This window comes from Soehngenia longivitae (genome assembly GCF_004684055.1).
GTDB lineage: Bacteria > Bacillota > Clostridia > Tissierellales > Tissierellaceae > Soehngenia > Soehngenia longivitae.
On record NZ_SRIB01000015.1, the window covers coordinates 1 to 25,501 of the forward strand.

Annotated in this window: 18 protein-coding genes, 1 pseudogene and 1 other annotated feature; of the genes and pseudogenes, 18 read left to right on the forward strand and 1 reads right to left on the reverse strand. The window is 31.0% G+C overall.

Annotation, left to right across the window (positions count from 1 at the left end; translation table 11 throughout):
* Positions 1 to 73: 73 nt before the first annotated feature.
* Positions 74 to 841, reverse strand: coding sequence for an alpha/beta hydrolase family protein (locus tag E4100_RS08710; RefSeq protein ID WP_167792111.1), 768 nt, complete (start codon positions 839 to 841; stop codon positions 74 to 76).
* 227 nt (positions 842 to 1,068) lie between these two features.
* Here E4100_RS08710 and aroF point away from each other — a divergent pair, with 227 nt between their 5' ends.
* The 18 genes and pseudogenes from aroF (at position 1,069) to E4100_RS08800 (ending at position 25,315) form a co-directional block, all read left to right on the forward strand.
* Positions 1,069 to 2,082: a 3-deoxy-7-phosphoheptulonate synthase gene (gene aroF, locus E4100_RS08715; RefSeq protein WP_135271664.1), complete on the forward strand. Its 1,014-nt coding sequence runs from the start codon at positions 1,069 to 1,071 to the stop codon at positions 2,080 to 2,082.
* Between the two features lie 45 nt (positions 2,083 to 2,127).
* Positions 2,128 to 3,189 (forward strand): 3-dehydroquinate synthase, encoded by a 1,062-nt coding sequence (gene aroB, locus E4100_RS08720; RefSeq protein WP_135271665.1) that lies wholly within the window; start codon positions 2,128 to 2,130, stop codon positions 3,187 to 3,189.
* Between the two features lie 89 nt (positions 3,190 to 3,278).
* Entirely contained in the window at positions 3,279 to 4,103 is an 825-nt protein-coding gene (aroE, locus tag E4100_RS08725) for a shikimate dehydrogenase (RefSeq protein ID WP_135271666.1), read from the forward strand.
* A gap of 11 nt (positions 4,104 to 4,114) precedes the next feature.
* A complete protein-coding gene (aroQ, locus tag E4100_RS08730) occupies positions 4,115 to 4,543 on the forward strand; it encodes a type II 3-dehydroquinate dehydratase (protein WP_135271667.1) in 429 nt (142 codons plus the stop codon).
* Positions 4,544 to 4,660: 117 nt separating this feature from the next.
* Positions 4,661 to 6,475 (forward strand): LTA synthase family protein, encoded by a 1,815-nt coding sequence (locus E4100_RS08735; protein WP_135271668.1) that lies wholly within the window; start codon positions 4,661 to 4,663, stop codon positions 6,473 to 6,475.
* 147 nt (positions 6,476 to 6,622) lie between these two features.
* Positions 6,623 to 7,879: a uracil-xanthine permease family protein gene (locus tag E4100_RS08740; protein ID WP_135271669.1), complete on the forward strand. Its 1,257-nt coding sequence runs from the start codon at positions 6,623 to 6,625 to the stop codon at positions 7,877 to 7,879.
* Positions 7,880 to 8,245: 366 nt separating this feature from the next.
* Positions 8,246 to 8,419: pseudogene (locus tag E4100_RS09615) on the forward strand (sigma 54-interacting transcriptional regulator); the annotation flags it as partial.
* Positions 8,420 to 9,334: 915 nt separating this feature from the next.
* Positions 9,335 to 10,549: a BaiN/RdsA family NAD(P)/FAD-dependent oxidoreductase gene (locus E4100_RS08750; RefSeq protein ID WP_135271671.1), complete on the forward strand. Its 1,215-nt coding sequence runs from the start codon at positions 9,335 to 9,337 to the stop codon at positions 10,547 to 10,549.
* A gap of 86 nt (positions 10,550 to 10,635) precedes the next feature.
* Entirely contained in the window at positions 10,636 to 11,928 is a 1,293-nt protein-coding gene (locus tag E4100_RS08755; RefSeq protein WP_135271672.1) for an NAD(P)H-dependent oxidoreductase, read from the forward strand.
* A 43-nt stretch (positions 11,929 to 11,971) separates the two neighbouring features.
* Positions 11,972 to 12,183, forward strand: a binding site (T-box leader).
* Between the two features lie 38 nt (positions 12,184 to 12,221).
* Positions 12,222 to 15,323 carry an isoleucine--tRNA ligase gene (gene ileS, locus E4100_RS08760; protein WP_135271673.1) on the forward strand — a complete coding sequence of 1,034 codons (3,102 nt, stop codon included), beginning with the start codon at positions 12,222 to 12,224 and terminating at the stop codon, positions 15,321 to 15,323.
* Positions 15,324 to 15,428: 105 nt separating this feature from the next.
* Positions 15,429 to 15,713 carry a restriction endonuclease subunit S gene (locus E4100_RS09620; RefSeq protein WP_209315329.1) on the forward strand — a complete coding sequence of 95 codons (285 nt, stop codon included), beginning with the start codon at positions 15,429 to 15,431 and terminating at the stop codon, positions 15,711 to 15,713.
* 131 nt (positions 15,714 to 15,844) lie between these two features.
* The gene (locus E4100_RS08770) at positions 15,845 to 16,045 is read left to right on the forward strand and encodes a hypothetical protein (protein WP_135271674.1); all 201 of its coding nucleotides are present in this window, start codon (positions 15,845 to 15,847) and stop codon (positions 16,043 to 16,045) included.
* A gap of 840 nt (positions 16,046 to 16,885) precedes the next feature.
* Positions 16,886 to 18,235, forward strand: coding sequence for a uracil-xanthine permease family protein (locus tag E4100_RS08775; RefSeq protein ID WP_135271675.1), 1,350 nt, complete (start codon positions 16,886 to 16,888; stop codon positions 18,233 to 18,235).
* Positions 18,236 to 18,801: 566 nt separating this feature from the next.
* Positions 18,802 to 19,059, forward strand: coding sequence for a type I restriction endonuclease subunit R, EcoR124 family (locus E4100_RS08780; RefSeq protein WP_282097118.1), 258 nt, complete (start codon positions 18,802 to 18,804; stop codon positions 19,057 to 19,059).
* Between the two features lie 354 nt (positions 19,060 to 19,413).
* Complete coding sequence (locus E4100_RS08785) at positions 19,414 to 20,145, forward strand: NAD-dependent protein deacylase (RefSeq protein WP_135271676.1); 732 nt, start codon at positions 19,414 to 19,416, stop codon at positions 20,143 to 20,145.
* A gap of 116 nt (positions 20,146 to 20,261) precedes the next feature.
* Positions 20,262 to 21,797, forward strand: coding sequence for a glutamine-hydrolyzing GMP synthase (gene guaA, locus E4100_RS08790; RefSeq protein WP_135271677.1), 1,536 nt, complete (start codon positions 20,262 to 20,264; stop codon positions 21,795 to 21,797).
* A 106-nt stretch (positions 21,798 to 21,903) separates the two neighbouring features.
* Positions 21,904 to 23,550: an ATP-binding cassette domain-containing protein gene (locus E4100_RS08795; RefSeq protein ID WP_135271678.1), complete on the forward strand. Its 1,647-nt coding sequence runs from the start codon at positions 21,904 to 21,906 to the stop codon at positions 23,548 to 23,550.
* Between the two features lie 316 nt (positions 23,551 to 23,866).
* On the forward strand, positions 23,867 to 25,315 hold the full coding sequence (locus E4100_RS08800; RefSeq protein WP_135271679.1) for an aminoacyl-histidine dipeptidase: 1,449 nt from the start codon (positions 23,867 to 23,869) through the stop codon (positions 25,313 to 25,315).
* Positions 25,316 to 25,501: the final 186 nt, after the last annotated feature.

Genomic DNA, 25,501 nt, shown 5'->3' on the forward strand with positions numbered 1-25,501 from the left:
GGCAACGTCCTGGGAGAGTAGGTAGCTGCCAGACTTTAGAAACCCCACTGTCATTTGATAGTGGGGTATTGTTTTATGTGTTTTTAATATATCTTTTAAGCCATTCTTTAATTACTCTACCTGCAAAAATAGAATCATCGTTATTAGTGAAGATGTGATTTGCATTGTCTACAGATAAGAAACTCTTAGAGCTTTTAACATGATTAAAAATCTCCAGAGCATCCATGTAAGGAACCATTTCATCGGTAGGAGAATGAACAATCATGTAGGGGACTGATATTTTCTCAATGAATGAAGGAATATTTTGTGAAGAAATATCTTCAATCAATGGTTTTTGCACTAAAAGATCTCTACCTCCAATCGATATCAGAGCTTCGTTACTAATGTTGAAATCATCTTTGTACTTCTCCAATAATTTAACTAGATTTTCAAAACTATATGGTGCACCAAATGTAACTAAAGCTCTTAGACTATTAATTTCTAATGAAGCTCTTATAGCTGCAACTGCACCCATAGAATGACCTAAAAGAAAATCAACTTTTCCATATTCGGATTCTATAAAGCTTATGGCATCTAATAAATCTGTAACATTAGTTGTGAAATTTGTTGCAGAGAAATCTCCCTCACTTTCTCCTAACCCTGTAAAGTCAAATCTAAAAACTCCAAAACTATCTTTTGTCAATTCGTTATCAACATTTACAATCAGTTTATATTGTTTAGAACAAGAAAAGCAATGAGCAAATATCCCAAAGCTATCTGGGGATTTATTATCTGGTAAATCTAATGTACCAGCTAAATTAAAACCATATCTGTTTTTAAAATTTAAATCTATTTTTTTCATAAAAAACTCCTTTAATGTGATTGTAGCCATTATCTATATACCAAAATTAATAAATATTCAAACGAACTTTTTCTAAATATATTTAATTATTGACAATACTCGATTATATGATAGAATTATTGAAAGTTAAGATAAATTTTTGCTAAAATTTGGAGCCCTTAAAGGACTCCTTTTTGGTCTTTAAATAACCGGACAATGAGAATAACAGTAAAACCGGAGGTAATGTTATGATATTAACTTTTAATGATAATGCATCAGAAGTAGAAATATATAAAATCAAAGAAAAAATACGTTCTTTAGGTTTAGAAACTTACGAATTAATAGGACTAAACTATCATATACTAGGGATAAAAGGAAATATTGATTTACTTGATTTAAAAGATCTTGAAGAGAATAAATCAATAGATAAAGTGATACCAAATGAAGTTTCTCAGATGAAAGCAAGTAGGCTATATAAAAGTGAAGATACAATAATTGATGTAAAGAATCAGAAAATAGGTGGGAAGAAACTTACAATTATTGCAGGACCTTGTTCAGTAGAAAACAAGGATCAAATATTATCAATTGCAAAATCTGTCAAACAATCAGGTGCGAATTTTTTAAGAGGTGGAGCATTTAAACCAAGAACATCTCCTTATACTTTTCAAGGATTAGGCGATGAAGGAATCGAACTCTTAAAATACGCAAGCGAACAGACAGGATTGCCTATTGTAACTGAGATAATGTCTATTAACCACATAGATCAATTTGTTGAAAACGTCGATGTGATACAAGTGGGAGCAAGGAATATGCAAAACTATGAGCTTCTTAGAGAATTAGGGAAAATAAAAAAGCCAATATTACTAAAGAGGGGAATTTCTGCAACTATAGAAGAATTTCTCTTATCAGCTGAATACATTATGGCAGGGGGAAATGAAAATGTTATATTGTGTGAACGTGGTATTCGCACATTTGAAAAATTTACAAGAAATACATTAGATTTAAGTGCAATACCAGCATTGAAGAAATTAAGTCATCTTCCGGTTATAGTGGATCCAAGCCACAGTACAGGGCTATGGTGGATGGTTGAGCCTCTTTCTAAAGCTGCGATATCGGTAGGAGCTGATGGGCTAATGATTGAAGTACACAATGATCCAGAGAAAGCATTAAGCGATGGGAATCAATCTTTAAAGCTAGATAAATTCGCAAATTTAATGGAAAAATTAAAGCCGCTGGCACAACTGGAAGGACGAGAGATTTAATATGAATTTTAAAATTATATTTTTAAATATAGAAGAGAGAAATAAATGAAAAGTATTAGCGTAAATTTAAAATCAAGTAAATATGATATCGATATTGAGAATGGGTTATTAGATGATGTTGGTTTTGAAATCAGAAAAATATATAAGGGAACAAAGATAGCGGTTGTGACAGATGAAAACGTATATAAACTATATGGTAAAACAGTCGAGAAATCCCTTGAGAAATATAGTTTCAAACCTCATCTTGTCATACTTAAGCCAGGAGAGGATAGCAAATCAATTGACACTCTTCAAAACTTATATGACAATTTTTTAGAATTTAGATTATCTAGAACTGATCTAATAATAGCTTTAGGCGGGGGTGTCATAGGAGATTTAACAGGATTTGCAGCAGCTACTTATTTAAGGGGAATTGATTATGTTCAAATACCTACGACTTTACTTGCACAAATAGATTCAAGCATTGGTGGTAAGGTAGCTGTAAACCTAAGACAAGGGAAGAATTTGATAGGAAGTTTTTATCAACCAAAGAAAGTAATTATAGACCCTTTAGCTATAAAAACACTCCCTGACGAGCAGTTAAAAGCAGGGATAAGTGAAGTTATTAAATATGCTTGTATCAAAGACGAGCAATTTTTTAATTACTTAATGGAAATAAAAACAAAAAAAGACTTATTTAATTCTTTAGAGCATATTATATATACTTGTTGCAACATAAAAAAAGAGATTGTGGAAATAGATGAAAAAGATAATGACATCAGGATGATTTTAAACTTCGGTCATACTTTAGCTCACGCTTTGGAGAAGCACTTTGATTATAAAATAACTCATGGACAAGCAGTAGCTATTGGTATGCACTATATAACAAATAAAACTGAAGAGCTAGGATACACAAAACAAGGCTCAAAATATGAATTAGAAAAACTCTTGGAAAATTTTAATATAAACTATAATTTGCCAAATGTTGATATGGAAGAAATAAGAGAATATGTATTACTTGATAAGAAAAACATGTCAGGAAACTTAAATTTAGTAATCCTTAGAAAAATTGGCGAGGCATTTATTCAAAGTGTCCCAGCTGAGAGAATAAATTTATTTTTTTCATAATCAGTTGAGATTAACCTATATTTGACTCATTTCATAAAAATGAAGTATTGGGTTGATTTGTTGGATATTAATTTAATTAAGGTGATGTCATGGATAAGAAATTCGGATTAATAGGAGAAAATTTAAAACATACGTATTCGCCATTTATACATGAAAGATTACTTAATAAATTAAACATTAAAGGTCAATATGGCGTTTATGAAGTCAAAAGGACAAATTTAAAGTATGTAGTTTCGGGTTTGAAAGCTTTAGGATTTAGCGGAGTGAATGTCACCATCCCATACAAGGTAGATATAATCGATTATTTGGATTTACTGAACGAAGAAGCAGCAAAAATAGGAGCAGTAAATGTAATAAAAATTAGTGAAGATAATTCTGCAATTGGATATAATACCGATTATTATGGCTTTGGAATGATGCTTAGGAAATACAATATTGAAATAAAAGATAAAAATATTCTAATACTAGGTACAGGAGGCGCCTCCAGAGCTGTAGTTCAATATCTAAAGGATAATTTTGCAGGAAATATTACGATTGTATCAAGAAATATTGAAACCGCAAAATTAAAATACAAAGGATATGATGTTATTGAATATCAAGACATCTCAGAAGTCACTGATTGCTCAATAATAATCAATACAACTCCTGTTGGGATGTACCCTGATGTCGATGAATCAGCAATTGAAACGAAATTTTTAAAAAACTTTAAATATGCAATAGATTTAGTTTACAATCCTACAAAGACTTTGTTTTTGAAAGAAGCAGAAAAAGAAGGGTTAATAACATTAAATGGGCTGTATATGTTGGTGGCACAAGCAGTAAAATCTCAAGAAATATGGAATGAAATCAATATAAAAGAAAACATTTTAGATTCGGTTGTAAGAGAATTACACATTGAAATAGATAAAGGGTAGGAGGATATCAAATGAATATAACTGTAATAAATGGACCTAATATAAACTTTTTAGGTATGAGGGAAAAGAATATCTATGGAGTAAAAACTTACGAGGAGTTATGTAAGTTTATAAGAGAAGAAGCGAGTAAACTAGGTGTAGATGTTAGCATCTATCAAGAAAATTCAGAAGGAGGAATCATCAGTATCATTCAGAAAGCATATGGGATAACTGATGGCATAGTTATAAACCCTGGAGCTTACACGCATTACAGTTATGCAATATATGATGCTATTAAATCGGTTGAAATAAACACTATCGAAGTTCATCTTTCCAATATATATAAAAGAGAAGAATTCAGACACAAATCAGTGATAGCTCCTGCATGTATTGGTCAGATTTCTGGATTTGGATTTTATGGATATAAATATGCTATGGAAGCACTAATAGACTGTAATTAATACAAGAGTTGATATCAACTCTTTTTTATTGTCATATAAAAAAATCATTTCCAAGCATTAATTGATGAAAAAATGAAATATGTTATAATATAGTTTGTATAAAATGGAGATGATAATATGAAAAAAAACAAAGAAAGAAAAATAATAAATTTCAAAAGTAAAATATCAGAAAATGTATTTGTTTTAGTTGTAATGTCTGTATTAAGTTTCATTACTATGACTCTAACTTTTGTATTTTCAAGAGCTGTTTGGGATAAGGAAATGTTTCTTAGTTATTTTCAAAGTCCTAAATTGTTAATATTAAATTTTTTACCAATATTTCTTTTATTTATGTTGGTATACTTAATCTCGAATAGACTGTATTTAGGATACATAGTTTCATCTGGGTTGTGGGTTACTTTTTCAATTATCAATAAATTTAAGTTAACTTATAGAGATGATCCTTTTAAGTTTATTGATATTTTACTTGTAAGAGAATCTATGGATATGGCTCAGAAATATCCAATCGTATTTAGTAGAAATATGATAATAATGGTTATAGGTATAATAACTATCACAGTGATGTTGTATTTTTTTGCAAATTATAAGGTCGATAAGACTAGAATAAGGATTGCAAGTCTAATTTTCGTTATTTTAGTGAGCTACTTTTTATTTGACAACACCTATAGTGATTCGAAAGTTTATGCAGAGCTAGGAGATCAAACATTAATAAATCCTTGGTCCCAAACTCAACAGTATCAAGCAAAAGGTTTTGTGTATCCCTTTATTCATAGCATAAGGGAGGCTTTTGAGAAAGAACCTGAAGGATACGATAAAGAAGAGGCAAAAGAAATACTTTCATCTTACAAATATAACGACATACCTGAGGATAAAAAAGTAAATATTATTGCAATAATGCTTGAAGCATATAGTGATTTTTCTAAATATGAAAATATAAGTTGGAAAGAAAATCCATATCAATATTTTCAAAAGCTACAATCAGAATCTTATCATGGCAATTTAATAACAGATGTGTTTGGCGGTGGTACAGTTGAAACAGAGAGAAGTTTTTTAACAGGTTATCACAATCATCCTAGATACTATAAAGACACAAATTCATTTGTATGGTACTTTGTTGAGCAAGGGTATTATACTGAAGCAATGCATCCTATATATGGGTGGTTTTACAATAGAAGAAATGTCAATGAATACTTAGGATTTAATAATTTTGATTATTATGAGAATAAGTACAGTAAAATCAGTGAATACTTTTTTATGGACTATGATTTCTTTGATTTTATAATTGAAGGATATGAAAAATCAACTAAACCATATTTTAATTTTAGTGTGACATATCAAAATCATGGACCTTATTCAGATGAATACGTAGAAGGAAACGATATAATAGAGTTTAAAGAAGGGTACGATGAAAAAGCATTCAATATAGTTAACAATTACTTGGCAGGGATAAAGAGAACAGACGAAGCGATTGAGAAACTTATTGAATATTTTAGAGAACAAGAAGAACCTACTGTAGTTGTATTATTTGGGGATCATAAACCATGGCTAGGCAATGATGATATCGGCTATAAAATGTTGGGAATTGATATTGATATGAGTACTCCTCAAGGTATGGTCAATTATTATGAAGCTCCATATATAATTTGGGGCAATGACAGTGCCAAAGATGTATTTGGAGATGTGTTTAAGGGTGAAGGGAACACAATAAGTCCAAATTTTTTGATGCCAGAACTATTCAATTTAATGGGTTTAAAAGGCAATGAATACATGCAATATATAAATGATTTAAAACAGTCTATAGATGTTTTAAATAAAGTATATTATAAAGAAAATGGAGAGTATACAAATAAATTAAGTAAAGAAAACGAAGAACTTTTGAAACAATTTATAAATGTGGAGTTTTATTATTCACATAATTTCATAAAAAAATAGCAATAAGGTATAGAGAGTATTACTAAGGAGTAAATATTCTCTATACCTTTATTTTAAATAGTAGTTGCATATAAATACTAACAATGCTATACTCAATAAGAATAAAATACTTTAAATCAGTCCTGTGAGGCTGGAAAGGAGAATATCATGGTAGATAATGTAATAAAAAAGAGCTCTGCTTTTAGTTTAAGCATAGCTAATTTTAAAAAATGGCTTTTAGCCATACAGCATTTAATAGCAATGTTCGGTGCAACAGTATTAGTTCCTATCGTAACAGGTTTAAACCCGTCAGTAGCGCTTTTTAGTGCAGGTGTGGGCACTCTCATTTTCCATTTCTGCACGAAGAAAAAAGTTCCAGTGTTTTTAGGCTCATCATTCGCATTTATCCCAGTTATTTTAACAGTTAAAGAATTATACAATGGAGATCTAGCATACGCCCAAGGTGGGATATTCGTTGCTGGATTAATTTATGTCTTAATCTCATTATTAATAAATAAAATTGGCATTGATAGAATACAAAGAGTGCTTGCCCCACAAGTAATAGGCCCGATGATAGTAGTTATAGGATTAAATTTATTGCCTGTAGCTTTGAATATGGCAAGTCAAAATTATATCATTGCAATAATAACTTTAGGGTTAGCGCTATTAATAAATATATTTGGAAAAGGGTTTTTAAAGCAGATGTCAATTCTCATAGGAGTTGTCGTGGGATATCTCATATCATATAAAATGGGAATAGTTAATGTTGGCATAGTAAAAGAGGCATCAATATTTGCAATACCAGCGTTTACATTGCCTAAATTTGATATAGGAGCTATAGCAATCATAGCCCCAGTAGTGTTGGCAGTTTTTATGGAACATCTTGGAGATATAACAACAAATGGACAAGTAGTTGGAAAAAATTTTATTAAAGATCCAGGGCTTAATAGAACTTTATTAGGTGATGGCTTAGCTACAGCTTTTGCAGCATTGGTAGGAGGCCCAGCTAATACGACATACGGAGAGAACACAGGAGTGTTGGCCATAACTAAAAACTATGATCCATCAATACTTAGATTGACAGCGATATTTGCAATAATCCTTGCTTTCATCTCTAAAATAGGTTCTGTTCTCACATCAATCCCACAAGCAGTTATGGGAGGAATTAGCATAATGTTATTTAGCATGATTGCATTAATAGGGGTAAAGACAGTTAAAAACAGCAAAGTAAAACTCAATTTTTCAAATACATTGGTGATGGTTACCATCTTAGTACTGGGTTTATTTTCCACTAAAATATCAGAGATAACTGGAATAGTTATCGGAATACCTATATCAGAAACTGTACAAATCACAGGGTTAAGCTTTGCTGCCTTAGTGGGTATTGTTTTAAATCTAATTTTAACTAAATTAAATAATAATTAGATTATTAAAATTAATCTGATATAATGAAGCTAAGCCAAAGTAAATGTGAGGTGAAAGCTTTGAATAGAATAGATGATATTTACGAAATAGTATTCGGACTTCAGAAAGAGGAAAAAGATGGAGTAAGTGCTTCAGATATTGCATCTATGCTTGGTATAGATAGATAAAATGTTAGTAAATACTTAAATATATTATGTACAGAAGGCAGACTTATAAAATCATCAGGAAGGCCTGTTTTATTTAAAACAGCGCAGTTTGAAGAAAGAGCAAACAGTAAAATTAATACATTTGAAAACAGCTTAGACATGATGATAGGTGCAAAGGGAAGTTTAAAATCTCCTATACAGCAAGCAAAAATATCCGCCAAATGGATTGCACTGTCTTATATTAGGGGAAACAGGTGCGGGAAAATCAATGTTTGCAGAGCTTATGTATAGATTTGCAATCGAATCTCACATAATACCTACTGACGCTCCGTTTATAACTTTGGTCGAATGTAAAACTAAATTAGACATTTGTAAGGTTAAATTAGACCCTTAAATTTGTAAGAATAAATTAGACTGTTTTTGAAAAAGGGGTCTAATTTACTTTTACAATTAACTAGCAATTAATTGACACTATCTTGAGCTACAGCTTAATTGACAAAATATTCCAAAAGAGTTATTATGAAACAAATTTAAGACATCAAGCAATATAAGAAGGGTTGTGATTAAGTGATTAAAGTTTATTTTGAAGGAAATACAATTGATCTAACTATTCCGATTGGATACTATAAAGGATATTACAAAATAAAACGGGAAGATGCAATGTATCATAAACAAACATATACGACATTTAACAAATACAACAACTATACTGGGCAAATTGGACAAACAATTTACTCTCATGGTTTCAATTAGTATGATGAAAACTTATAACATATTTTTATTATTCGGATTTACATTCCCGTTTTTAATTTGGTATATCAGATACATTCCAATCTATAAATCATTTGAAAAAGTAAAATTTATTATGTTTGTTTATACAAGTTTGTTAAGTATATTTTTATCTCTAAATCAATTTTTTTTAAATATTTTCGATATTGATATTCGAGTATTTTTATTATTACAAATATTATTATTACCATTTTTAAGATATTACGACAAAGAATTACATAATGTATACAAAAATAAACAAATAATCAATAAAAAGAAGTTATTAGAACATCCTGAAGATAGAACTTGAAAATAAATAATTCTACAATATAGTCCCTGACTTTGATATAAAAACTCGTCAAAAAAAAGAAACACTTATCATAAAAATTGGCACTGTATATTTTCTTTGTCTTATCCTTTTTTCCTTCGTGATGAGAAATATAATCAAAGAGATGCGTTTAAACGCATCTCTTTTAAATTGGACAAAAAGTCGAGGAAAATATAAAATATATGAGTAAAATAAAAAGGGGGGGTTCTTAAATTGCCAAATATTATAGTTATAGGAGGAGGAGCCTCGGGAATTGTTGCGTCGATCATAGCTGGAAGAAGAAAAGCCAAAGTTACATTGTTAGAAAGAAACGATCGAATTGGTAAAAAAATCTTAGTTACAGGTAATGGAAGATGTAATTACACTAATTTTGATATGCGATTAGACTATTTTCATGGCTCAAATAGGAATTTTATAGACGATGTTTTAAAATTATTTGATAGAGACGATACTTTAGATTTTTTTGAGAAATTAGGAATTATGCCTAAGATAGAAGAAGGAAAAATATTCCCCATGTCTTTACAAAGTTCCAGTGTGTTAGATGTATTGAGGTATGAACTTGAAAGGCTAAATGTAAATGTAGTTACAGGAGCCTATGTGACAGAAATATCAAAAAAGAAAGAATTTGAGGTTAAGATCAAATCAGGAGAAGTATTCCACTCGGATAAAGTTATCATAGCAACAGGTGGAATGGCTATGCCAGTAAGTGGTTCAGATGGTAACGGGTATAAGTTAGCAAAAGAATTTGGGCATAGTATAATAACTCCAACCCCTTCACTAGTACAACTTAAGTTGGAATCGGATAAATTGAAAGCGATCAATGGAGTAAAATTTGAAGGTTTAGCAAATTTATACATAGACAGTAAATTAATAAGGCAAGAAAAAGGAGAAATATTATTCACTGATTATGGTGTATCAGGTCCACCAATTCTTCAACTTAGTAGAGAAGCAGTCAGGGGAATGAATGAAAAAAGAAAAGTAGAGTTAGAACTAAAATTATTTGATAAAAGCAATGAAGAATTCAAAGATTATTTAAGTAAGAGATTTTCATATATGCCTTATAAAACAGTGGAAATTGGGCTAATTGGGTTAATAAATAAAAAGCTCATCATTCCAATTTTAAAGGAAATAAATTTAGATAAAAGCAGTTTAGTTAAAGAATTAACTAATGTCGATTTAGATAAACTAGCAAATATATTGACAAGTTGGAAATTTAAAGTAATTGGTGACAAAGGATGGGGGCAAGCTCAAAGTACTGCTGGAGGGATATTGACTCAAGATATAGATCCCAATACTTTAGAATCTAAGAGAATAAGTGGATTATATTTTTGTGGCGAGATATTAGATGTTGACGGAGACTGTGGGGGATATAATCTTCAATGGGCTTGGGCAAGCGGATATGTTGCTGGTCTAAATGCATCTAAATGATAGCTTTTAAACAATTATTTAATTTAATGGAAAATATGTTAATATTAATATAGTATAGATTTTATGCCTTATACGAGGAGGATATGATGATAGGTTTAAAGAGAGAGTTAATGAAAAGGGAAGGCGAAAACAATCCAATAAGAGTATGCTTAATCGGCGCTGGAATGATGGGAAAAGGATTTGTTAGTCAAGTCACTAGAGTAAAGGGAATGGATACTTCTGTTGTGTGCAGCAATAAAATAGAGGACTGCTACAAAGCTTTAGAATTTGCTGGGATAGCAAAAGAAAATATAATAACTGCAAAGAGCACTGAAGACATAGATAAAGCGTTAGAACAAGGGAAATACGCTGTAACAGATGATTGGAGGATAGCAATTAAATCTGGGCTTGTGGATGTTGTATTAGATGCTACTGGAGTGCCGGAGACAGGAGCTAATATAGCATATAATTCTATAAATGAAAGCAAACATATAGTCATGTTAAATGTAGAAGCTGATGTTGTGGTAGGACCATACTTAAACAAATTGGCTGAAGAGAAAGGTGTAGTTTATACAGGTTCAGCAGGAGATGAACCTGGAGCAGCATTAGAATTATATGATTTTGCTACTATATCTGGATTTGAAGTTCTAGCAATTGGGAAAGGTAAAAACAATCCGCTCAACTATTATATTACACCTGATATGGTTGAAGATGAAGCAATCCAAAAAGGTCTTAAGCCACTTAGACTTGCATCTTTCATAGACGGAACTAACACAATGGTAGAATTAGCTGCTATGGCCAATGCTACGGGATTTGTTCCCGATATAAGAGGAGCGCATGGTCCTACAGCTAAGTTGGCAGATATGCCTCAAATATATAGTTTAAAAGAAAATGGTGGTATACTTAACAAATACGGTATAGTAGATTTTACACATGGGATTGCACCTGGTGTATATGCTATAGTTACGACTGACTTACCTGTAGTGCATAAGGAAATGCAATTTTTAAAAATGGGAGATGGACCAAACTACATCCTATATAGGCCATATCACTTGACAAGTCTTGAAACACCTATATCAATTGCAAAAGCAGCGATACTAAATGAACCATCTATAGTGCCTAAATCAAATCAACCATTTGCTGAAGTAATTACTAGGGCAAAAAAGGATTTGAAAAAAGGCGAACATCTAGATGGCATTGGTGAATACACTGTATTTGGATCAATTGATAGCTATGAAACGGCAAAAAAAGAAAACCTAGTACCTATTGGATTAATAAATAAAAAAGCCACTGTAACTAGAGATATTAAAAAGGGTGAATATCTAACTTACGAAGATGTCAATTTAGATACTGACTCTATGTTATATAAATTGAGGAAACTCCAAGATAATGACAACTAATTGTTGACAAAGTATGATATTTTAAGATATATTAATAAAAGTATAATATGCCATGAAAAGGACGAGTAGCTTATATAAGCATTTAAGAGAGGCGATCAACGGTGTAAGATCGCTATGCAAGTATTTGCGAATATCACCTTTGAGCATTATACCTGAAATTTGAGTAAGGTATGACGCAAGCGATGCGATATATGCGTAAAGTGACAGCTTAAAAAAGCTGTAATTTGGGTGGTACCGCGAACATTCGTCCCTAAGTCATTGACTTAGGGATTTTTCAATAGAAAGGAGAAAAAATGAAAAGGTTTAATGAACTATCAAACAAACCAGTAAGTGAGAGAGAAAAATCCATTGCGTCTTATTGGAAAGAGATTGATTTACTCCACAAATCAGTGGATACAAGAGATGAAAACAATCCATTCATATTTTATGAAGGACCACCGACAGCCAATGGAAAACCTGGAATTCACCATGTAATGGCTAGAACTTTAAAAGATTTAACTTGTAGATACAAAACGATGAAAGGCTATCAAGTTAAGAGGAAAGCAGGTTGGGACACACATGGACTTCCTGTTGAAATTGAAGTTGAAAAAAAACTGAACTTAAAAAACAAACAGGATATTGAAAAATATGGCGTAGAAGAATTTAATAAAGAGTGTCGTGATTCAGTATTTCAATATGAAAAACTATGGCGAGAAATGACAGAGCGAATGGCATATTTAATAGATTTAGACAATCCATATATCACATTAGAAAATGATTATATTGAATCAGTGTGGTGGATACTAGACAAAATGAATAAAGAAGGATTGCTATACGAAGGGCATAAGATACTTCCTTATTGTTCAAGATGTGGTACAGGACTTGCATCTCATGAAGTAGCATTAGGGTATGAGGAAATAAAGACAGAAACAGTAACAGTAAAATTTAAACTCAAAGACAAAGATGAATATTTTTTAGCTTGGACAACTACTCCTTGGACATTGCCCTCAAATGTTTGCTTGACAGTAAACCCAGAAGTAACTTATGTAAAAGTTATTTCAGATGGACAGATTTATTACCTAGCAAAAGATTTGGCAGATAAAGTTTTAGAAAAAGAGTATGAAATATTAGAAGAATTTAAGGGAAAAGACTTAGAGTATATGGAATATGAGCAATTAATTCCATTTATTAAAGTTGAAGGTAAAGCATTTTTTGTAACACTAGGGGATTATGTAACAACTGAAGACGGGACAGGAATAGTCCATTCTGCTCCTGCATTTGGAGAAGATGACTACAATACTGGAGTGAGATACAATTTACCAGTAGTAAATCCAGTGGGTGAAGATGGAGAATTTAAGACCACACCATGGACTGGCAAATTCGTAATGGATGCAGATGAAGACATCATAAAGTGGCTTAAGGAAAATGGGAAACTCTATAAAAAAGAAAAAATACTTCACAATTATCCTCATTGTTGGAGATGCCATACTCCACTATTATACTATGCAAAACCTTCATGGTACATTGAAGTAACAAAATTTAAAGATAAACTTATTGAAAACAATAATGGTGTAAACTGGTATCCAGAGTTTGTAGGTGAAAAACGATTTGGAAACTGGCTAGAAAACTTAAACGATTGGGCTATAACTCGTTCGAGATACTGGGGGACTCCATTCCCACTTTGGAGATGTGAAGACTGTGGGCACATTGAAAGTGTCGGTTCAAGAGAAGAGCTAATCAATAAAGCGATAGAAGATATAGATCTAGATTTGGATTTGCATAGACCTTATGTTGATAAAGTACACTTCAAATGTCCCGAATGCGGAGGATTGATGACAAGAGAAAAAGACGTGATAGATGTTTGGTTTGACAGTGGATCCATGCCATTTGCACAACATCACTATCCTTTTGAGCATAAGGATGATTTCGACAAACTATTTCCTGCAGACTTTATCTGTGAAGGAATAGACCAGACAAGAGGTTGGTTCTATTCACTAATAGCGATATCTACATTTGTTACTGGAAAATCTCCATATAAAAATGTCTTAGTGAATGATTTGGTTTTAGACAAAGAAGGCAAGAAAATGTCTAAGTCCAAAGGTAATACTGTTGATCCATTTAAATTATTTGATGAATATGGAGCAGATGTTCTAAGGTGGTACTTGATTTATGTTTCTCCTCCATGGACACCAACGAAATTTGATGAAGATGGATTGAAAGAAGTAGAATCTAAATTCTTTAGAAGTATAAGAAATGTATACAACTTTTTCAGTCTTTATGCAAACACAGATGAAGTAGATCCAAGAGAATTTAATATTCCATATGAAAATAGGCCTGAAATAGACAGGTGGATACTTTCTAAATTCAACAGTTTACTAACAGAAACTCAAGAGAATATGGAACAGTTTGAATTAACGAGAGCAGTAAGAGATATACAAGAATTTGTAATAGAAGACTTATCCAATTGGTATATAAGAAGAAATAGAAGAAGATTTTGGTCAACATCATTAGATGATGATAAAAAAGCAGTTTACAATACAACCTATGAAATACTAGTTGGTCTAACTAAAGTAATTGCTCCGTTTGTTCCATTTATCGCAGAGGAATTGTATAGAAATCTAACTGACAACGAGAGCGTTCACTTGGATTATTATCCAGAAGTAAATCAAAAGCTCATAGATAAAAAATTAGAGCAAAAAATGGATTTAGTAAGAGACCTAGTTGCCCTAGGTAGAGCATCCAGAGAAAGTGTAAAAATAAAAGTGAGACAACCTCTTCAAGAAGTATTGATTGATGGAAAATACGAAGAAGTAATAGCTGATATAGTCGACTTGATAAAAGAAGAGTTAAATGTAAAAGAAGTGATATTTGAAAAGGATCTATCTCAATTTATGAATTTCTCACTAAAACCAAACTTTAAAGTGGCGGGGCCTATTTTGGGATCCAAGATAAAGAGTTTTTCTAAAGCTCTAGAAAACCTAGATGCAAAGGAAGTTTCTGAGAAATTTGAAAATGGAGAGACTTTAACTTTAAACTTAGATGGTGAAGATGTAGAGATAAATAAAGACATGGTGACAATAACCATCTCTTCTAAAGAAGGGTTTAATGTAGTTATGGAAAATAATCTATTTGTCATACTTGACACTACATTAACTCAAGACTTAATAGATGAAGGATATGCAAGAGAATTCATATCAAAGGTACAACAAATGAGGAAGAATAACGATTATGAGATACTAGATACTATTAAAATATATTACAATGGGCCATCAAGTATAGAAAATGCAGTGAAGAGATTTGAATCTTACATTAAATCAGAAACTTTAGCTACTGAAATTATCAAGGTAGATGAAGAGATTGAACAAAAACAAGACTTAAATGGAGAATTAACAGGAATTAGACTTGAAAGAAATTGATTAAAGAGACTAGAGCTTAAACAGTCTTAAAATCATCAATAATTTATAAAAAGAGGTATAGTCCTTTAAATTGGACTATGCCTTTTTGTTTAACTAAGAAACTCAATGACATATCATTGCAGGAGGACAAAAGCCAGCTTATTATTGTATATTTCAAACCGAACTGGAGAAACAATTGTAGTATCAAGTAGTGGTGCAAACGCAGGATATGTTTCGTACTGGGACAAACCTATATTTATGTCAGACGCTTTTACAATTCAACCAAAATCAGGATATGTATTAAATATAAAATATTTATTTTATTATTTAAAAATGGACAAATACAAATTTATTCATTTTAAAAAGGTGGAGGAGTACTTCATGTATATAGTAAAGATGTGGGTACATTAATAATTCATCTATCCCCTTTGCCTGCACAGCAGGAAATTGTTCGTATTCTGGACAATTTCACAGAGCTTACAACAAGAAAAAAGCAGTATGAATATTATAGAGATACTACTAATCTTCAATGGGGTAAAAGCATGAGTACATACAATATAATAGTAAGTATTGACGAAGCAACAGTAGTTTCTGAATATGTAGCTGGAATTAGCGTTAGATCTGAAAAGAATAAGAGTGAGGCTGATTTTGAGAGGGAGTTTATTAATCTTTTAATCTTCCAAGGATATGAGTATATAACAGTATATAATGAGGATGCACTTATCCCAAATCTCCGAAAATAGCTTGAAATACTTAATAATTTTATATTTATTGATGGTGAATTGAAGAGATTTTTTTACTGAGAGTATAGTAAATAGCAATTCAAGTGGCACTCATACAAAGTATTATAGCAACACTACAAGAAATGCCCATATAAAGGAAATTAGCAAAAGCGAAAGCAAAAGAAACAAAAAACAAGTAACAGCTTTGAATTTAGAATACTCTTGTATAAGGGTATTCTTTTTTTCTTGCAAGTCATCAAGCTTGAGATAACTTTAGATTTAAAACATTTATTTTAATAAAATATTCACAACCTAAATAGAGTTAAATTTTTATATTTTTGTATAAAGTTGGATCACAAATATCCATTCACTAGTTGTAATTTCGTCGTCAGTAAATCTAATTATGAAGAAATTTTCATTAATGTTCAGCATCTAACTTATTTATAATACTTTATTCATTGTTAGTTTTCACTAAGTATACTATTATTTTTTATTTAGATTGGTGGGATATCCTACTCAAATTATAATTGAAAGATACTATTTTTAACTTTTTTACATTACCTTAAAAACTTGTTATTAGCATTATATTTTTTTAATATCCTTATAATTTTTATATATAATTTATATAAAATTCCATATAAAAATTCCATATAAAAATAAATTAAAAACTCAGAATATAAAGCCAATTATTGTAAGATGTTAATAAAGTAAATTTTTAAATTGAATGTTATACTGCAAATAATAATTAAATAGAAAAGGATGTGAAATCAAAGATAACGTTATCATTTTAGAAAATATATCCAGTAATAATAAAGGATGCTTTTATGAATTTTTATGAATTATGAAAGGGAGGCCATAGAAATGTCGGTGTATGAATATACTACATCTAATACTGGATTGGAGTATGATGTATATGACAAACCAAGCGTAGGAAAATCAATTGTTTTAGGAATTCAGAATATTTTAACATCATTTGGTGGTATTGTAGCTGTTCCACTGAGTATTGCAGGAATTGCAGGATTAAGTATTGCTGATACAGCATATATTGTATCTGCGGCTTTATTAGCATCGGGAATTGCTTCGATCATGCAATCTAAAGGCTTTGGACCCAAAAACTATCGTGTAGGCATTGGACTTCCTACAGTAATGGGTACTGACTTTGGATTTGTACCGGCAGCTAATGTTGTTATCAATTCAATGGGGGGAGGACTTCCTGCTTATTTTGGGGGTGCGATTTTAGGTGGAATTTTAGAATTTATTTTAAGTCATTTTGTTGAACCACTTATGAAAATATTTACACCTATTGTAACGGGTACAGTTATTACTTTAATGGGTTTGTCAATGATGCCTGTAGCATTCGACTGGATTGGTGGAGGTTTTGGTAATCCAAATTATGGTGATCCAATTTACCTTATAATTGCTGTAACTGTTTTGTTAGTAGTATTATTTTTAAATCGTTATGGAAAAGGCATGGCAAGTTCTGCAGCTGTTTTGATCGGTATGGTAGTGGGATATATAATTAGTATTCCATTTGGACTCGTAGATTTTTCAAAAGTAGCAGAAGCATACTGGTTCAAATTACCAGAAATTGGAAGATTTGGCATAGACTTTAATATTAAATATAGTATACCTTTTATTGCAGGATACCTAGTTACTATAATTGAAACTGTTGGAGTAATGCAAACTCTTGGTGAAGTGACTTACACAGAGTTGACAGGTAAAGATATGGCAGCTGGTGTAAGAGCAGATGCTTTAGGCTCTATGGTTGGACCATTGCTAGGTTCGGGACCTGTACAATCATTTAGTCAAAACGTTGGACTTATTCCATTGACAAAATGTGGTTCTAGATTTGTAGCTATTATCACAGGTATATTACTTATTGTTATTAGCTTCTGTCCTAAATTTGCAACTATTATATCAATTATGCCTGAATGTGTACTTGGAGGTGCTTCTATAGTAATGTTTGGGACAGTTGCAGTATCTGGGATCAAAACTATATCAAAAGTAAGATACACAAATAGAAATATGCTAATTGTTGCTAGTGCATTGGGAATAGGTTTAGGAGTTACATTTAGACCAGCAATTCTTGAACAGCTTCCCGGGGTTTTAAGCAGTCTTTTTAGTTCTGGATTATCAGCAGGTACAGTTGTTGCATTAGTACTTAGTGCTATTTTAAAAGAAGAAGAGGAATCTAAGCCAGAATTAGAATAAAATTCTATTAAAGCTTTTACAGATTATTTTAAATACTAAAATATATTACGATTATGAATTCTAGTGGATACGTTACACATCTAGTAATTGAAAAAGATAGTTAAAGAAGAAAACTATTCTAAATCATTAAGTCAACAAGTGTAGAACAGAATGCTTTGAGTGTCAATGTACTTTTATTCCAGATGTTTTGATGTGAAGGATAAAGAAATAATAAAATTGTCTCAAATACATATGAATGTGTTTGAAGGAGATGTAATATAGGGATATTAGCTTCATAAAATGGATCTATTTAATAGATTATTACAATAGAATTTATGTATTTAATGAAAAATTTGGTGAGCTAAATAAAAGTATTATGAGATGCTTAAAGGGAAAGACTATACATATTTCTTATTTACTTAAATATAATGATAATTTTATATAACTAATTTATATCTACACTATTGCCACGACAGGGATTAAGAAGGTCTTTGACTAGTTTTAAAACATTCCAATGAGGTTTATGCCTTGCCATATATCAATAAGGCTATAAATTCAAGTTTTGATCTTCGAAGTAAAAAGAGCTTATCGAGGCTTTTATTGAGCAAGTGAATGTATCTACTAAAGTGAACGAGGACAGGCGTAAATTTATCCTTGAGCTTAAAGAAGAGGATATTAGAGCAATTAAAGAAGAAAAATTAAAACCAAAAGAAACACGTCATTTAATTGAAAAAGCTTTTAGAGACGGAACTATTAAAACAACTAGTACAGCTATTGATAAAATCATGCCTCCTATGTCTCGATTAAGTGGAGGCAGAGCTGAGAAAAAGCAGGGTATTATCTAAAAACTGATGATACTCTTTGAAAAACATTTTGGGTTATAGCGGTTAGACCATTTTATATGAAGCATTTAAATATGGAAGGTGAATTTTAGTAAAGAATAACAACAAAATAAATAATTCATAATTTATCAAAAGAAAAACAAAATAGCTATTGTAAAAGCACCTTTATTAGAACCAATAGAGAATATCCTTTCTTTAGTAGTCTATTGATTACATTTTATAGAGTTAGGATTATTCTCTATGTTTTTTATTTTTTTCTAACAATTATTTTATTCTTCTTGGTGACAATACATAAACATAATTAAAAAAATATGTTAGAATATAAATGATATAGAGAGATTGTTGGGAGATGGTATAATGAAAGAAGACAACTCCATAGATATCTTAAAAAAACAAATAGAAAAATGCAACAATATTGTTTTTCTTGGTGGCGCTGGAGTTTCTACAGAAAGCAATATACCAGACTTTAGGTCTTCTGATGGCTTATACAAAAAGAAAAACTATCCATACTCTCCAGAATACATGTTAAGTCATACATTCTTTGTAAACCATACTGAAGAGTTTTTTGAATTTTATAAGAATAATTTGGTGTATAAAGATGCAAAGCCAAATAAGGCACATATTGCGCTTTCTGGACTTGAAAAAATGGGGAAATTAAAAGCAGTGATAACTCAAAATATTGATGGATTGCATCAAATGGCAGGAACAAAAAATGTTTTGGAGCTTCACGGGTCGATACATCGAAACTATTGTATGAATTGCAATAAATATTATTCTCTAGAGTTTATATTAGAATCTCAAGGCATACCACGATGTGAACGATGTGGCGGCATTGTACGACCAGATGTAGTTTTGTATGAAGAAATGCTAGACACTTCTATATTAGAAAGAAGCATACAATATATTTCAAACGCAAAAATATTAATAGTCGGAGGAACTTCTTTAAATGTTTATCCAGCAGCAGGCTTGATTAGTTATTTTAGGGGATATCCATTGGTGCTGATAAATAAAGAGAAAACCGCTTTTGATAACAGAGCAGATTTTATTTTTAGAGAAAAAATAGGAGAAGTTCTATCAAAATTAATTTAGGTGATTCAATGAAAAAAACAATAGAGTTAATGAGATATTAATTTAGAAAATATAGAATTTAGATGAAATATTCATTCATGAATATTTTGAAAAAACTTTAATATGGAGGAAAGTTGATGGAAAAAGAATTGGTTTTAATAATTGACTTTGGGGGACAATACAATCAATTAATAGCAAGAAGAGTGAGGGATTTGAAAGTCTACTCTGAGATTGTACCTCATACTGTAAGTTTAGAGCGAATAAAGGAATTAAATCCAAAAGCTATCATATTTACTGGTGGACCTAATAGTGTATATGAAGAAAATTCTCCTAAGATAAACAAAGAGATTTTCAACTTAGGGATACCTATTTTAGGAATTTGCTATGGAGCCCAGTTAATAGCATATTCCTTAGGTGGAGAAGTAAAGAAAGCTGAAACTAGAGAATATGGAAAAGTAGAATTAGAGATCATTGCTGAGTCAAAGTTGTATGAAAATGTTGAAAAGAAATCTGTATGTTGGATGAGCCACACTGACTACGTAGAAAGCTTGCCTGAAGGATTTGTTGTGACCGCAAGGACTGAAAGTTGCAAAACTGCTTCTTTCGAAAATGAAGGAAAGAAAATATTTGCTGTTCAATATCACCCAGAAGTTTTACATACACAAGAAGGAGAAAAAATCATATCTAATTTCCTTTACAATGTAGCAAAAGTAAATGGAACTTGGATAATGAGTGAGTTTGTTGAAAACAAAGTAAAAGAATTAAGAGAGAAAATAGGGAATAAGAAAGTCTTGTGTGCTTTATCTGGAGGAGTAGATTCATCTGTCGCAAGTGTTTTAGTAAGTAAAGCTGTTGGGAATCAATTGACATGCATATTTGTAGACCATGGTTTACTTAGGAAAAATGAAGCCGAACAAGTAGAAGAAGCTATTGCCAAAAACTATGAACTAAATTTCATCAAAGTAGATGCTAAAGATAGGTTTTTAAATAAATTAAAGGGAATAACAGATCCAGAAACTAAGAGAAAGATAATTGGTGAAGAATTTATTAGGGTATTTGAAGAAGAGGCTAAGAAAATTGGAGAAGTAGACTTTTTAGTACAAGGTACTATTTATCCAGATGTCATAGAAAGTGGTGTAGGTGACTCCGCAGTAATAAAAAGCCATCACAATGTAGGTGGTTTGCCTGAAAATGTTGATTTCAAAGAAATAATAGAGCCACTAAGAGATCTCTTTAAAGATGAAGTGAGGAAAGTTGGACTTGAATTAGGACTACCTCATCATTTAGTATTTAGACAACCATTCCCAGGGCCAGGATTGGCAATAAGAATTATTGGAGAAGTGACAGAAGAAAAGTTAGAAATTTTAAGAGAAGCGGACGCTATTTTCAGAGAAGAAATAATGAATTCAGTAGAAGAGCCTAATATCAATCAATACTTTGCAGTGTTGACAAACATAAAAAGCGTCGGAGTTATGGGTGATGGAAGAACTTATGACTACACAATTGCCTTAAGAGCAGTGCAGACTATAGACTTTATGACTGCTGAATTTGCGCAAATACCATGGGAGTTACTAGGGCATATTTCCTCTAGGATTGTAAATGAAGTAGAACATGTAAACAGAATAGTATACGATATCACAAATAAACCACCAGCAACTATTGAGTGGGAGTAAGTTTTCGTTGAATCTAGTTTTTGACATAGATATGGAGTGGAGAATGGGTAATGGGGGAAATAATCCATTGGAATAAATTAGCGATAGTTTTCAAGCGGAGGAAAAGATGAAATTTAAAAAAATAATATTTGATTCAATAAAGATAAGTATATTTATAGAATTAGTATTTTCTTTACTTTATACATTATGCATTTCGTTAATCCCTTATATTCAAAAATTACTGTTTGATTCAAATGGACATTATTCTATGGGATATCTAGTACTAATATACATGCTTTTAATTTTAGGAAGTGCTATTTTTCAATACATATCACAGTTCAATGAATGGAAGAGAGATAGATCATTCGTTATTACTACAAAGGATATCATTTTTAAATCTATATTTGGAAAACCATACTATAACTTTAAAGAACGTACAGTTGGTGATTATATTACAATAACAAATGATACAATTGAAGCTATTGAAGAAGAATACTTGTCTGCGTATATTGATATTATTAAGGCAGTAGGCCAGATTATAATTTATATGATTTCAATAATCGTCATAGTTGATTTTAGAATAGCATTGATTATTATTTTATCTTCATTAAGTAGTGTTTTTCTTCCAAGGATAACTGCTGATAGATTAGCAAAAAAAAGGAAACAGTATCAAGATCAGTTTGGATATTATACTGATGTAATAAATGATTTTTATATAGGCAATGTTGGTCTAGACGATGCATCAAAAGATGGCATTATTACATATCATGAAACCATCTTAGAACAAACAGAAGACAAAAAGCTTAAATTTGGAAAGTTTAAAACATTTGTTAACATTGTAAATGGTTTTATTATGGATTTAGTTAGTTTAACAGCATTTATAGCTGTAGGTTATTTCTTATACAAGGGAGAAATAACAGTAGGTGCAGGAGTAGCAACTTTTGCATATATTGAAAGTTTCATTTATCCAATTAAGTACATTTTAAATGATATAAATGCAATAAATGCTAGTAAAGAACTAGTAGTTGAAGTTAATAACTTAGGAGAAGATTATATTAATAATTTAAAAATAACTTCTAAAAATGAGCCAATTAATGAAATTGAGAGTGTTAAAATTGTGGATGTTTGTTATGGAATAAATGACTTTAAGTTTGGACCAGTGAATTTTGAATTTCAACAAGGGATGAAATATTTAATTATAGGTACAAGTGGGGCTGGGAAAACAACTTTACTAAAATTATTTAGTGGACAAATTAAAGCAGATTATGGGAAAATCTTATTTAATAATAAAGATGTTTCAGATAACTTAAATGAATATTCCTCAAACCATATAATGTTTATCACCCAATCTTCTCATATATTTTCAGTTCCGTTTTTGGAACAGGTAACTCATTTTAATGCCTATTCTAGTGAAAAATTAGATTACTATTTAAATAAGTTGCCAGATGATATACGTAATAGACTTGTAAACTGCAAAAATTGCAATCAGCTTAGTGGAGGAGAAAAACAAGTAATAAATGTACTAACTTGTGCATTAGCTCAGAAACCAATAACGATTGTAGATGAAGGCTTATCAGCTATGGATTACAATACTAAGCAGATTGTTCGAAAAGAAATACTTTCTAAGATAAAGACAAATATATATATTGAGATAGCTCATTCAACAGAATTCGAAACAATAAATTATTTTGACCAATTTTTAGAAATGCATAAAGGAAGAGTAACAAATGTATATTCTAAGCATGAATATCTCATGGCAAACTTTAAAGAATGAAAAATAAATTTTATCTATCGCTGTGATTAATTTTTTTACAACTAGGATATTAGATGTAGCTATATGATTAGATCTTATTGCATGATTTCAACTAGAGATTAAACCTATCCATAAAGAGTTATATATATCAGTCTACTTACAAAATTATAAGCTAAATTGAAAAAAGAGACTATTTTTGAGTTTTATCATACAACAATTATTTACATATAATTGTATCTAGTATTGTTTGTCTTAACATAAGAGTATATAATAAGAAATGGAAAAGAGGTACAAACAAGTATCTTAAATAGATTTTCTCATTTATAGGAGGGATAAAATGGGAGTTTTAGATGGGCTAAAACCAGAAAGAGTTTTTTACTATTTTGAAGAATTAACAAAAATACCAAGATGTAGTCATCATGAAGAAAAGGTAAGCAATTATCTAAAGTCAGTTGGAGAAAAGCTTGGGCTAGAAACAATACAAGATGATCATCTCAATATCATAATAAGAAAACCTGCTACAAAAGGATATGAAAATTCTGTTGGAGTTGTGTTGCAAGGACATATGGACATGGTATGCGAAAAAGAATCAGATTCGCCTCATGACTTTTCAAAAGACCCTATCGAATTGATTGTAGATGGAGATTGGATTAAAGCAAATAAAACCACTTTGGGAGCAGATGATGGATTGGGAGTAGCTATGGGGCTAGCATTAATGGAACTTGATACTCTTGAGCATCCTGAAATGGAATTATTAGTAACAGTGTCTGAAGAAGTTGACATGGATGGTGCAATAAATTTATCAGATAAAGTTTTAAAAGGAAGAAGATATATTAATCTTGATTCAGAAGAAGAAGGAATTCTCACTATGGGTTCTGCTGGTGGTGAAACAATTGAAGTGGAACTTCCTTTAAACTATGAAAATAGCGATGAATATATTGAATATACGGTTAAAGTGGCAGGATTAGTTGGAGGGCACTCAGGAATTGAAATTCATAAACCAAAAGGAAATTCAAACAAAGTATTAAATCAAGTTCTTGATGAAATATCTAAAATATCTGATTTAAGAATCATTGAAATTCATGGAGGAACAAAAGACAATGCAATACCTAGGGAAACAGAAGCTAAAATAGGTATAAAAAAATCAGATGTTGAAGAAGTAGAGAAATCATTAGATAGAATAAAATCAACGGTATTAGAATTAAACAAAGGAATTGAAGGCAATATAACTATAGCAGTGACTAGGTTAGAAGAGGCAAATAAAGTATTGACTAAAGAAAATACTGTGGCAATCATAAATCTAATCAAGGATATTCCCACTGGTGTGTTTACAATGATTCCAGACAATATTAAAATTGTCGAAAGCTCTGATAATCTAGCAAGAATCGACACTAAAGATGATAAATTCATAATGATAATATCAATGAGATCATCTTCTCAAAAATCTATGGACGATCTTAGAAATAAAATTGTTCCTGTAATAGAAAAGAATGGTGCAAACTACAAGATAGTAAATCAATATCCTAAATGGGAGTACAAACCAAAGTCTGAATTAAGAAATACTGCAGTTGAAGTATTTAAAAAGATGTATGGTAAAGATATGGTAACTACAGTTATTCATGCTGGGCTTGAATGTGGAGTAATTAATGAAAAATATCCTGAAATGGATATTATTTCGATAGGCTCAGATTTAGAAAAAGTTCATACACCAGAAGAAAGAGCTTCAATATCTTCAGCTCAAAGGGTTTATGAATATTTATGTGAATTAATACAGGAATTAAAGTAAATAAAAAAGTAGCTTAAAGAAAACTTTAAGCTACTTTTTGTGTGCCCGGCATGGGAGACAGCTTAGCGGTGGAAGTCCGCCATGGGCTTGGTAGTGGGAACCATTAGCCAATGACAAGGGTGTCCATCGTGAGGTGGAATCTGAAGGAAGTCGGAGGCAAAATCCCGGCTCGATGAACAAGAACCG

Excerpts from the sequence above, each read along its gene's own strand:
- E4100_RS08710 (WP_167792111.1), bottom strand. The coding sequence starts at position 841 with ATGAAAAAAATAGATTTAAATTTTAAAAACAGATATGGTTTTAATTTA.
- aroF (WP_135271664.1), top strand. The coding sequence starts at position 1,069 with ATGATATTAACTTTTAATGATAATGCATCAGAAGTAGAAATATATAAA.
- aroB (WP_135271665.1), top strand. The coding sequence starts at position 2,128 with ATGAAAAGTATTAGCGTAAATTTAAAATCAAGTAAATATGATATCGAT.
- aroE (WP_135271666.1), top strand. The coding sequence starts at position 3,279 with ATGGATAAGAAATTCGGATTAATAGGAGAAAATTTAAAACATACGTAT.
- aroQ (WP_135271667.1), top strand. The coding sequence starts at position 4,115 with ATGAATATAACTGTAATAAATGGACCTAATATAAACTTTTTAGGTATG.
- E4100_RS08735 (WP_135271668.1), top strand. The coding sequence starts at position 4,661 with ATGAAAAAAAACAAAGAAAGAAAAATAATAAATTTCAAAAGTAAAATA.
- E4100_RS08740 (WP_135271669.1), top strand. The coding sequence starts at position 6,623 with ATGGTAGATAATGTAATAAAAAAGAGCTCTGCTTTTAGTTTAAGCATA.
- E4100_RS08755 (WP_135271672.1), top strand. The coding sequence starts at position 10,636 with ATGATAGGTTTAAAGAGAGAGTTAATGAAAAGGGAAGGCGAAAACAAT.
- ileS (WP_135271673.1), top strand. The coding sequence starts at position 12,222 with ATGAAAAGGTTTAATGAACTATCAAACAAACCAGTAAGTGAGAGAGAA.
- E4100_RS09620 (WP_209315329.1), top strand. The coding sequence starts at position 15,429 with ATGACATATCATTGCAGGAGGACAAAAGCCAGCTTATTATTGTATATT.
- E4100_RS08770 (WP_135271674.1), top strand. The coding sequence starts at position 15,845 with ATGAGTACATACAATATAATAGTAAGTATTGACGAAGCAACAGTAGTT.
- E4100_RS08775 (WP_135271675.1), top strand. The coding sequence starts at position 16,886 with ATGTCGGTGTATGAATATACTACATCTAATACTGGATTGGAGTATGAT.
- E4100_RS08785 (WP_135271676.1), top strand. The coding sequence starts at position 19,414 with ATGAAAGAAGACAACTCCATAGATATCTTAAAAAAACAAATAGAAAAA.
- guaA (WP_135271677.1), top strand. The coding sequence starts at position 20,262 with ATGGAAAAAGAATTGGTTTTAATAATTGACTTTGGGGGACAATACAAT.
- E4100_RS08795 (WP_135271678.1), top strand. The coding sequence starts at position 21,904 with ATGAAATTTAAAAAAATAATATTTGATTCAATAAAGATAAGTATATTT.
- E4100_RS08800 (WP_135271679.1), top strand. The coding sequence starts at position 23,867 with ATGGGAGTTTTAGATGGGCTAAAACCAGAAAGAGTTTTTTACTATTTT.